This window comes from bacterium (genome assembly GCA_040753555.1).
Lineage (GTDB): Bacteria > UBA9089 > UBA9088 > UBA9088 > UBA9088 > JBFLYE01.
In genome coordinates this window covers 1-11103 of the sequence record JBFMDZ010000070.1, presented here as the reverse complement: position 1 = coordinate 11103, position 11103 = coordinate 1, and the positions used below count along the sequence as shown (strand labels likewise).

Genomic DNA, 11103 nt, shown 5'->3' with positions numbered 1-11103 from the left:
AAAGCACAATAAAAATAGAGTTCTCGCTTCGCTAAAGGGGGAAAGGGGGAGGATTATTCTAATATTTTTCAATAACCATAAATTTAAGCCCTATGAAAGGTTTTAGTAAAATTGGGGAATTTCTATATCCCCCTGGTCTGGGATAGAGGGAGGGGATGTTTTGTTTAAAGATGATATTTCGCAAATAGGACTTAAAGAAGGAGAAAAGAAGAATATAGCAATAGATATTGGAACAATAACCAAATCTTTGGGAAGATATTATCTTCAGGCGATGTTATTAAATTCATATAATCAGATGGTCGGCTATAGCATAAAGCCCATTGTAATAAGCACAAGCACCCTTTCATTATTCCTTAATACAGACAGGGATTTATATAAACCAAAAGAGCCAATTGAGATAACCGGGATAATCTCAAATCGGGGGGATGTCCCAGAAAATAACCTTGAGATTTCTTTATTAAAGGATGATATTCCTATTTCTACCAAAACAATTAGCATTGGAGCAAATGCAACCTATCTCTTTAAAGAAACCATATTTTCCACTATGCCATTTTTCCTTAAATTAAGGGCAAAGGATATGGAGGTGGTAAAGAAAGTTAAGGTAGAAAAGCCAAATATTGAGGTAAAGGTTGATCCTTCAAATATTTGGACATCCACAAATACACAGGGTATAAATGTATCAATTTCTAATAATGGATATAGGGAGGCTTCTCTTTCTTATAGGCTAATGACTGATGATATTGGAATGAGAGAGCTTTTCTCTGGAACAACTACCATTAAAGCCATATCATCAGCGAATTTTAACTTTAAATTTAATGTATTTGATTCTGGAGGAATCTATTTTATCCTTACTGGCGATGTAGATGGAACATATACAGGTTATATCAGTAGATCAGGAATAGTATCAAAAATTGAGGCAAAAATGGAGGAGATAAATGTATCTACTAAAACATTTACTTGTTGGATAACCTTTAAAAATAAAGGGCCATTTAGGGAAAATGTTGATTGGAGATTAGAGGATTCTTACAACAGATTATTTGGTAGCGGAACCATAGCAATTCTGCCATATTCAACCCAAACCCAGGAATTGAAAGTTCCCCATTCCTTTAGCATAAGCACTATTGTTGAACACGATAAGATTCAATCGGTTTATTTAAAAACTTCATGGGCTAATACAAGCATAGTTTCTTTCTCTTATTTTAAAGGATTAGGTAATGTATGGAAAGGAATAGAAGGCTATCCAACGCTTGCAGGAAGAGGCACTCAAACATTTACATTTCCTGTAATAAATCCAACTATAGAGGAGATAAATGTTAATTATAAGATAAAAATAGGCTCTAATTTTATTGAAAAAGATGTAACTATTCCTCCATTTGGCTCAAAAACAATATCTGTTGATTTTAACATCATTGATGATACAGAAATAAAATCTACCATCTCAATCCCATCTATTCCAATGGTTATGGTTAAACCCCATGAATTATCTACACCATGGATAATTGAATTTGGGGAGAAGGTTGATGTTTCAATAAACCCAGAGATGATATATCCCAAAGGATTTATTGAGATACCATTTGTCCTTGAAAATAGGGGGAAATTAGACTCAAATTTTGATTTAGGGTTTTTTCTTAAAAGGAATGGAACAAAAGGCTTAAAAAATTCTTCCTGGTGCAAATCCTTTAGGATTGAGATAAAGGGGGATAAGAAATCTAAAATTCAAGCACAAGATTATAAAATAAATGGTGATTCCCTTTCTATATTTAATCCATTTCTTGTCCAGGCAGGTAGCAAGACAAGCGGAAGCCTTGTTTTTGAGGTAGAGCTTGGAGAATATTCTTTATCCTATGAATATTTTAGAGGTCAGGGAACAAAGACATTTAAGGTAGCAGAGTATAATGTTGCAAGGATAAATGATTTGATTATTGATAAGGAGAAAAGAAAGATAGATGTATTTTTGGAAAATATTGGAAAGGGGACATTTTCAGCAAGCCTAAAGGTTTCTCTTTCCTTTTTTGGAACAGAAACAGATATTTCTCTACAAGAGGGAGAAACAAAAACAATGAGCTTTTTATTCCCAGCACCCTCTTATTCTGGAACCCATACCTTAAAGGTAGAGCTTTTATTTCTTGGGGCATTACTTAGTAAAAAAGAAATCCCTATTGCCTTTGAAGAAAGGGTTGAGATTGAAAAAATAAATGGGTTTTTGGGAAATTGGAATGGAATGATTCATGCATCTGCCGGAGATTATGGAACCATAACCTTTAGGATAAGGAACAAGGGCGATATTGGGCAAATGGTAAAACTTGGATTCTCATTTTTGGATATTGTGGATGCACAAAGCTCTCTTTGGATTAAGGAGAAGGAATTTGCTGATGTTTCATTTTCCTTCCAGATACCCGAGGATTTAGAAGGAGGGATATATAATGGATATGTTTCCCTCCGGGGAAAGAAGGAGGTTTTGAATATAGAGGTGGGTGGAATTGAAATTAGAAATGTAAGTGCAAATTTTGATAAGAAATTTTATTTGATGGGAGAGACGGCTACCCTAACATTAAGTTTCTTTACAATAAATTGGTGGATGACAACCCTTACTGTAAAAATAAGGTATTCTGGATATGAAGATGAAATCTCTTTTAGTCCATCCTGGGAGGGTAATCAAATACCTTTCTCATTCCCGGTTAGCTCATTTGATGAAAAGCTCTTTTATGGGATATACAGTGGAAAAGGAAAGGCGATTTACCTTAATTCAATGTATATCAGAGAAAAAAAGGAAGGAATGAGCTTTTCTTTTGATAAGGATTGTTATAACCCAAAAGACCTGGTAAAAATAGAGATTGAAAAGGAGGAGGGAGTAGCAGGCACATTATCTTGGAATTCTATGGATAATTATGATACCCAATTTTTTTCCTCAGGTGTCTCATGGAAGATGGTTGAATTCTATATTCCATCTATTCTTCTCTCTGGGACATACTATTTTGATTATGAGTTTAATATGGAGACACAAACCATATCTGGCTCTTTACCCTTTGATGTTTCAGGAATAGATGTAAAACCATTAAGGCTAAAGCTAAACAAGGAAAAATATAAGAAAAATGATACCATTTTAGGAAGCCTTACACTTGAGGCAAACTCTGATATTCCATCTATTCTTAAAGGATGGATAGAAGACCCATTTGGAAATTATACAAAGATATTTGAAAAGGATGAGCCTCTTGTTTATGGAGAGAATGAAATAACCCTTTTTTCCTCTTTTACTACAACCTATTCTGGAATGCACAAGCTTGTATATGGCTTGTACCTTAAAAACTTAAAACTAAAAACTAAAAACTTAAAACTAAAAACTAAAAAATTGGGGATATTAGAGAGCAATGGGGAGGAATTGATAACTTATGGATATTCATCATTTGATGTAGAGGAGGAGACCCCTCAAACAAAACCTCTTCATCACATAAGGATTGAATTGCAAGATACAATTACAACCCATCTGCCATTTAGTCTTTGTATCTTTCTTGAAGATAAAAATGGCTCTCCAACATCCTTGCCAAGCCCTGAAATAATTACCATATCTTTATTGGGAACACTGGCTATAAATGAAAATTCAACATATACAATGGGAAGTTTTACACTATATCAATCGCCAAATTTCGGAATAGCTACTATCACTACATCTTTGGGAACATATACAGCAAGTAAAACCATCTTTATCCTTATAAACCATCTATTTGGGGGGACAATTACCTATAAGAACATAAGCCTTTACCTTGGAACATACACAGAGGATTTCTATCTAAAGATTGAAGAGCTAAACAATGCCCCTGAATTGTCCTTGCTTTCTGGAAATATTGGCTTATGCTATTCAATTGAGGCTTATGGAACGCAATCAAGGCTTTTAGGTCCATTTTCAATGTTTATTTCTTTTTCCTATCAGAAAGATAGGCTTGGTTCAATAACAGAACAATCTTTAAGGCTATTTGAATTTGAACAAGGAAGATGGGTTGAAATAGAATCATTTGTTAACCCTTCTTCTAATGTCATTTATGGAACACTTACCCATCTTTCACTAATTGCACTTGCTGGATGTATTCCAAAAGAAAGCCTTGATAATGTAATTGTATTTCCAAATCCAGCTCATCCATATAAAGGAGAAAGAAAAATATATTTTTCCAATCTTCCAAAGGGAAGCACAATAAAGGTATTTAATATTACAGGGGAGCTTATAACAAGATTGGAAGAAGAAAATAAAAAGGCATATTGGAATATTAGAGATATTGCATCAGGTGTCTACATTTATCTTATTCAAGACCCCCAGGGAAACACAAGAAGGGGGAAAATTGGGGTAGTAAAATGAATCCTAATTTTTATACTGAAATAAAATTGGTTTTCAAGTAAAAACGAAAAGGGTTCAAGGGGTCCACAAACCCTTATAAGCTAAATTTTTGCAAAGCAATTGCTTTAAGCATAACATAACAAAAAATTCATTTGAAATTCAATTGATTTTTGGTATAATTTATTATTATGAAGGTTATCTATTCTCCGCATTACTATGCAAATATTGGACGCCATGTCTTTCCAATGGAAAAATATGGGTTAATTATTGAGAAGCTCCTTAAAAATGGCTTAATTCTAAAGAGTGATATTATCGAGCCAGAAATAGCAGACCTAAATTCCCTTCTCCTTGTGCATACAGAGGAATATATTGAGAAGCTAAAGAGGGGAATTCTTTCACAACATGAAGAGGCTATATTAGAGCTTCCATATTCAAAAGAGTTGTTCAAGGCATTTAGGTATGCAGCAGGAGGAAGTATTCTTGCAGGAAGGCAGGGGTTAGAAAATGGTATTGGAATAAATGTAGGTGGTGGATTTCATCATGCATTTCCTGACCATGGAGAAGGGTTTTGTATGTTAAATGATATTGCTATTTGTGTTTCAGTTTTAAAAAAGGAGGGAAAAATTAAAAAGCCCCTTATTTTTGATTGCGACCTCCATCAGGGAAATGGAACAGCCAGGATATTTAAACAGGAAGCTTCTGTTTTTACATATTCTATACATCAGGAAAAACTATATCCCTTGATAAAAGAAAGAAGCACAATTGATGTAAATCTTCCTAATTCAACAGGCGATAGCGAATATCTTTCAATAATACAAAATGACCTTAATTGGATAATGGATAATTTTAAGCCCGATTTTATCGTCTATGTAGCTGGAGCAGACCCATATTGTGAGGACCAGCTTGGTTCTTTAAGCCTTACAATAGATGGGCTAATGAGAAGGGATGAACTTGTATTGGAATATTCCAAAAATAAAAAAATTCCTGTGGGAATTGTTTTGGCGGGTGGATATGCACATAAGCTTGAAGATACGCTCTTAATTCATTATAATACTATAAAGAAAGCGATTGAAATATTCAGCTAAAGCCGGGATGGTGGAATTGGCAGACACGTACGTTTGAGGGGCGTATGGGGAAACCTATGGGGGTTCAAGTCCCCCTCCCGGCATAAGATAAAACTTAAATATACAAATAAATAATGGTTAATAGAAAAACAAAAGAGGGCAGAAGGGGACTTGAAGCCCGAAGCGAAGCGGAGGGCCGAACTATCTGGATTTTGTTAGGATTGAAAGGAGCAAGTGCGACTTTCAAGCCTTAGAAAATCCTTTAGTTCAAGTCCCCCTCCCGGCAGAAAAACTAAAAATTTAAAACGCAAAATGCAAAACTGCGGTAAAGATTTAATAAAATGCAAAATATTAGTTTTGAGTTTTGAATTGTTGTTTTAAGTTTTTCGTTTTAAGTTTTGAGGTTTTATGTTAATAGATACCCATTGCCATTTGGATGATGATGTATATGAAAATGATAGGGAGGAAATTATTAGAGGTTTTGAGGGTCTAATCATAAATTGTGGAACAAACCTTGATACATCAAGAAATTCCATTGAGCTTTCAAAGAAATACAAGAATATTTACGCAACAGCAGGGCTACATCCCAATTATGCAAATTGTGCAAATCCTAATTTTTATGAAGAATTTAACAAAATTCTTGGTAACAATAATGTTGTTGCGATTGGTGAATGTGGCCTTGATTTTTACAGAAACCTTTTAGAAAAAAACATCCAAGAAGATGCATTTAGGAAGCTCATTAAGATTGCAAACCAAAGAAACCTTCCCCTTATTATTCACTCAAGGGATGCAATGGATGATACAATAAGGATTATAAAGGAAGAAAAGGTTAAATTGGGTGTTTTGCATTCATTTTCTGGGACAAAGGAAGACATTACAAGGGTTCTTGACCTAGGGTTATATATATCAATAACAGGGGTTATAACATTTAAGAATTCAAAGTTAAAAGAGATTGTTTCTTATATTCCAAAGAATAGGATTATGTTTGAGACGGATTCTCCGTACCTTACACCAGAGCCATTTAGAGGAAAGAGGAATATTCCAAATTATGTAAGATATGTTTATGAGAAATATGCTGATGCTTGCGGAATAAAATTTGAAGAAGCAATTGAAATAAATTATAATAATGCAAAAAGATTTTTTGCGTTTAGCTAATTAGAGGAAAGAAGATTTACCCAACTTTGACACCTCAAATTTAAAACCAATTTTCAGCAATAAGGTTTTGAGGTTTAGCCCAACTTACTTTAACTTGAATTGCAAACGATTGTGGCACAATAGGTTTTAAAAAAATTCGTAACTATTTACCCTGCAAGGAAAGCAGGTCAATAGAGAAAAAGTGGCCAGTGGTCAGCGATGAGTGATCGGAAGATTAAATTGTATGTGTTTAGCTCATCTACTGAGTTAGCTAAAAAGATATGGGTAAGTTTCAATTAAAAAGGCTTGACAAAATGGAGGAGATTATTGTAAAATGGAATGGTTTAATTAACGATGAAGAAGGGCTTGCAGCCCAATTAAAAGAGATAGATAAATTTGCAAAGGAGGTAAATTATGGAAAAAACGGATAAGATTTGGATGGATGGCGAGTTTGTGGATTGGGATAATGCAAACATTCATATCCTAACCCATTCTCTTCATTATGGGGTGGCAATATTTGAGGGCATAAGGTGCTATAAGACAGATAAAGGACCTGCTGTCTTTAGACTAAAAAACCATATAAAAAGGATGTTTTCTGGCATACATTTTTGTAAGATGAAGGTTCAATATAGTCAGGAGGACATTTGTAAGGCAATATGTGAGCTTATTAAAATAAACAAGCTTGATGCAGGGTACATAAGACCCATTGCCTATTTTTCATTTAAGGAGATGGGCCTTTTCCCATTGAATAACCCAACTAAATTTGCCATTGCAGTATGGCCCTGGGGAACATACCTTGGAGAGGAAGGAATAAAAAATGGGATAAGATGCAAGATTTCCTCGTGGGTAAAGATGGATTCAAGAATCTTTCCACCCCAGGTAAAAAACTCAGGAAACTATGCAAATTCAATTTTAGCAAAGATAGAGGCTTTGGATTGTGGATATAATGAGGCAATCCAGCTGAACACCCAGGGTTTTGTTGCAGAAGGACCAGGTGAAAATATCTTCCTTGTAAAGAATGGGAAATTATTTACACCATCTATAGCCTCTGGCTCTCTCTATGGCATTACAGCCCAATCTGTTATAAAAATAGCAAATAATTTGGGAATTGAGAGTGAAAGAAGGGATATTTTAAGGGATGAGCTTTTTTCAGCAGATGAGCTATTCTTCACAGGAACAGCCGCAGAGATTACACCCATAAGGGATGTGGATGGAAGGACAATAGGAAATGGCAAAAGGGGAGAGATAACAGAAAAGATTCAAGATGTATTTTTTAAGGCTGTTAAAGGAAGCCTTCCACAATACCACAATTGGCTCACCTTTGTCAATCCTTGAATGGTAATGTAAGAAGGTGATAGAAAAGGTTGGAGGGGTTTTGATTTAAAAATGGAGGCAATTGAATGATTGTTGAATATATCGGCTTTTTAGAGCCAAAACATAATAGATTTTTTGAAGTAGTCAATTCCTATTGTAAGGTAGCGGAAAATGGGAATTTTGTTTTAGAAGGGCTGATACAGGAACAAGCTCTATTCCATTTTTCTCAAAATTTGGAAGCTCGTTTTTAAGAACAGAAATGGTTGAATGTTTGGTAATATGACCAATCCCAATGGCAGAACCATTTTTTCTTGCTACATTTATTAGCTTGTCAAGATAAGAAATAACACAATCTGTGTTGTCATCATTATCTATAAATATCTCCCTTTTTCCTGACGGAATTCCCATATTCCTTGCCAATTTATAGGCAATACTCTTTGAGGTTGTAAGGCTATCTACAAAATAGAGGTTTTTCTCCTTAACCACTGAAAGGACAGACTCCATTATTTCTTTATTTGCTGTTGCCTTTGAGCCCCTATGATTATTTACACCAACACAATAGGGTATGGCCTCAATTGCCTCTTTTGTAATCCTTTTTATCTCATCGGCGCTCATCTTTTCCGATATTTCTTTCTCGTGTTTTTTCCCATTTATTGCCTCCATTGGAAGGTGAAGCATAACCTCTCCGCCGTTATTATGAACAATCTCTGCCGTCTCCTTTGAAACTGAAAGGTGTGGTATAACAGATACCGTTATGGGATAGCCCTCTTTTATCAAAGAAATGGCATCTTTTGAAAGGGAATAACCTCCATCATCAAGGATTATGGCTATTTTACAAGAAGTGCCGGGTAAAATGGGTTTTAAAGGTATTGTTTCTTCTTTTTCAACTACCTCTATTTTCTTTTCTTTCTCAATAACCTTACTAATTTTAGGTTCTGGCAATCCTTTTCCCAATTTTTCCTCAATGGATAAAAGCCTGTTGGATAATTTATCTATCTTTCTAATGAGCCTTTGATTTGACCTCTCAATATAAAGAATGGAAAATATCCAACCCAAAAGGCAAAAAATGAGCATTAAAAAAAGAATTAGGGAATAATCCTTTTCCTTCTTTTTCTTCATTCGTTACTTAATGCAACCATTTCTTCGTGGCTAAGCTCCTCTTTCTCCCTTGCAATAACATTAAGGAGTGCCTGGATAACCTTTGGGTCGTGTTGCTTCCCTGCATTTTTACTTAATTCCTCAATGGCTGCATCGGGCTTTAATGGCTTTCTGTAAGCCCTTTTTGCTGTCATTGCAGAGAATGCATCGGCAACAGAAATTATCCTTGCACCAAGGGGTATTTCATCTTGTTTTATCCTATCTGGATAGCCTGTTCCGTTAAACCTTTCGTGGTGATTTCTGATATAGGAAAGCCCATTTTGTATGGATGATATAGGAGAGGCAATGTATTCGCTCCTTATGCTATGGCTCTTAATAATTTCAAATTCCTCGTCATTTAAAGAATCTGGCTTGTTCAATATAAAATCTGGAATCCCTATCCTTCCGACATCATGAAGCAATGCACATTTTTCTATCAATTGCACCTCTTTTCTTGGGAGAGAAAGCTCAATTGCTATCTTTCTTGCATATTCTCCAACCTTTTCTGAATGTCCCTTTGTAAAGAAATCAGATGCCTCTTTTGCAAAAATCATAGACAAAATAATCTTATAGTAGTTTTCCTCAAGGTTTACGGCAAGAAAATCGCTCTCCTTGAATTCCCTATGAAAGAATTCTTCCCTTAAATGCCTTTCCTCTTTCAGCCTTTCCTCAACAAAGAAAAGCCTTTCTGACAGCTTGATTTCCTCGTTTTTCTCCTTTGCTATCTTCTTATAAGAAACAATAAGAAGAAAAGAGAGGACAATAATTATAAAAATACAAATAAGCGAAATCATTTTAGTGGATGAATAACCAAGCCACAAAATGGCTTTGGATAAAAATATGTTGCCTTGCCAGGCATCCTATTTCTAGAGGATGCTATTTTAAGAACATCAGAAATGTCTGTTGGCCTTAAAAAGAATCCATAATCACCATTCATAGCCCTATTAAATACTAAATCTCTATCTATTGTATATTCAATTTCGCTTTCGTTTATCTTTCCATCAAATAATAATATATGGAGGATAGAAACATCAAGCATTCTTAATTCTTCCTTAATTTTACTTAATAGACCTTTGTCCTTAAGGGTTATAATAAAGCTAGTATCCCTTCCGCAAACCCCGAATACCCCAATCTCCTTCCTTTCTGACAAACAAGGCAAAATCCCCTCTTTGGAGACCTCCTCTACATTAAAATAATGCCTTATTTTTTCCATATCAGGCATTCGTTTAATTATCCTATGGGCAGGAAGGATTTTAAAACCACCGTATTCTATGCTAGAGATAAGTGCCATTGCCCTTTTCTTTTTTTCATCGTCTGTTTCCTTAAAGTATGTAAGGGCTGTGTCATATCTATGATGACCATCTGCAATAAATAGCTTTTTTCCTTGGAATTCCTCTTGAATAGATTTTTCATTCTTTGTCCTAAATAATCTACAAAACAATCCATTTTTATACTCAAATTCAATAAAGGGAGGATTGCTAGGTTTTATAAGGGATTTTACCCTTCCATTATCAGAGAATATAAGGAATATGGGAGAAAAGTTTGTATTGCAGGCTTGAAGCAATTTTAGCCTATCTACCTTTGGTTTTTTTAATATCCTCTCATGTGGTAGGATAATACCAGATGAATAATCCTCAAGCTCAATTGAGGCAATAATGCCTTGAAATTTTCCCCTCTCTCCGAATATCTCCCATTCCTGTTCATAAAGATAAAAATGTTCTTTTTCCTCTTCAATAAAGATATTATCCCTTCTCCATAAAGCAAGCACCTCCTTTGCCTTTTCGTATCTGTTTTCTTCTTTTGAAAGGATAAGCCTGATTATGTTATAAGGGCTTTTTTTGTAATATTCTATTTGCTCTTTTTCTGATATAACATCATAGGGTGGTGTAACACAAAAGGCTATATCAACCTTTTCTTTATTATAAACCTCTCCCTTAAATGGAAAAACTCCTGCCATTTTAAAAAATGATAGCCATTTTTTATATATTTGTCAAGGACAACTAGAAATTCCCCAATTTTACTAAAACCTTTCATAGGGCTTAAATTTATGGTTATTGAAAAATATTAGAATAATCCTCCCCCTTTCCCCCTTTAGCGAAGCGAGAACTCTATTTTTATTGTGCTTTT

Annotated in this window: 7 protein-coding genes and 1 tRNA gene; 5 read left to right on the top strand and 3 right to left on the bottom strand. The window is 34.7% G+C overall.

Going from position 1 to position 11103, the window contains the following annotated elements; translation table 11 throughout:
- The first annotated feature begins 160 nt into the window (after positions 1–160).
- From AB1630_07000 to AB1630_06980, 5 genes are all read left to right on the top strand, one after another.
- Positions 161–4348 (top strand): T9SS type A sorting domain-containing protein, encoded by a 4188-nt coding sequence (locus tag AB1630_07000; protein MEW6103543.1) that lies wholly within the window; start codon positions 161–163, stop codon positions 4346–4348.
- Positions 4349–4515: 167 nt separating this feature from the next.
- On the top strand, positions 4516–5412 hold the full coding sequence (locus AB1630_06995) for a histone deacetylase (protein MEW6103542.1): 897 nt from the start codon (positions 4516–4518) through the stop codon (positions 5410–5412).
- Position 5413: 1 nt separating this feature from the next.
- A tRNA-Leu gene (locus AB1630_06990) sits at positions 5414–5495 on the top strand.
- Between the two features lie 304 nt (positions 5496–5799).
- Positions 5800–6546, top strand: a complete 747-nt coding sequence (locus AB1630_06985; GenBank protein MEW6103541.1) for a TatD family hydrolase — start codon at positions 5800–5802, stop codon at positions 6544–6546.
- 393 nt (positions 6547–6939) lie between these two features.
- Complete coding sequence (locus AB1630_06980) at positions 6940–7860, top strand: branched-chain amino acid transaminase (protein MEW6103540.1); 921 nt, start codon at positions 6940–6942, stop codon at positions 7858–7860.
- A 123-nt stretch (positions 7861–7983) separates the two neighbouring features.
- Here AB1630_06980 and AB1630_06975 read toward each other — a convergent pair whose 3' ends face one another.
- Genes AB1630_06975 through AB1630_06965 form a run of 3 tightly spaced genes read right to left on the bottom strand, consistent with a single transcriptional unit; the run spans position 7984 to position 10933 of the window.
- Entirely contained in the window at positions 7984–8958 is a 975-nt protein-coding gene (locus AB1630_06975; GenBank protein ID MEW6103539.1) for a divergent polysaccharide deacetylase family protein, read from the bottom strand.
- Positions 8955–9770, bottom strand: coding sequence for an HD domain-containing phosphohydrolase (locus tag AB1630_06970; protein ID MEW6103538.1), 816 nt, complete (start codon positions 9768–9770; stop codon positions 8955–8957). The genes AB1630_06975 and AB1630_06970 overlap by 4 nt, the downstream gene beginning before the upstream one ends.
- Positions 9767–10933, bottom strand: a complete 1167-nt coding sequence (locus tag AB1630_06965; protein ID MEW6103537.1) for a DUF1015 domain-containing protein — start codon at positions 10931–10933, stop codon at positions 9767–9769. The genes AB1630_06970 and AB1630_06965 overlap by 4 nt, the downstream gene beginning before the upstream one ends.
- Positions 10934–11103 lie beyond the last annotated feature (170 nt).

What these genes read in the sequence shown, in the direction of transcription:
- AB1630_06995 (MEW6103542.1), top strand. Translation starts at nt 4,516, where the DNA reads ATGAAGGTTATCTATTCTCCGCATTACTATGCAAATATTGGACGCCAT.
- AB1630_06985 (MEW6103541.1), top strand. Translation starts at nt 5,800, where the DNA reads ATGTTAATAGATACCCATTGCCATTTGGATGATGATGTATATGAAAAT.
- AB1630_06980 (MEW6103540.1), top strand. Translation starts at nt 6,940, where the DNA reads ATGGAAAAAACGGATAAGATTTGGATGGATGGCGAGTTTGTGGATTGG.
- AB1630_06975 (MEW6103539.1), bottom strand. Translation starts at nt 8,958, where the DNA reads ATGAAGAAAAAGAAGGAAAAGGATTATTCCCTAATTCTTTTTTTAATG.
- AB1630_06970 (MEW6103538.1), bottom strand. Translation starts at nt 9,770, where the DNA reads ATGATTTCGCTTATTTGTATTTTTATAATTATTGTCCTCTCTTTTCTT.
- AB1630_06965 (MEW6103537.1), bottom strand. Translation starts at nt 10,933, where the DNA reads ATGGCAGGAGTTTTTCCATTTAAGGGAGAGGTTTATAATAAAGAAAAG.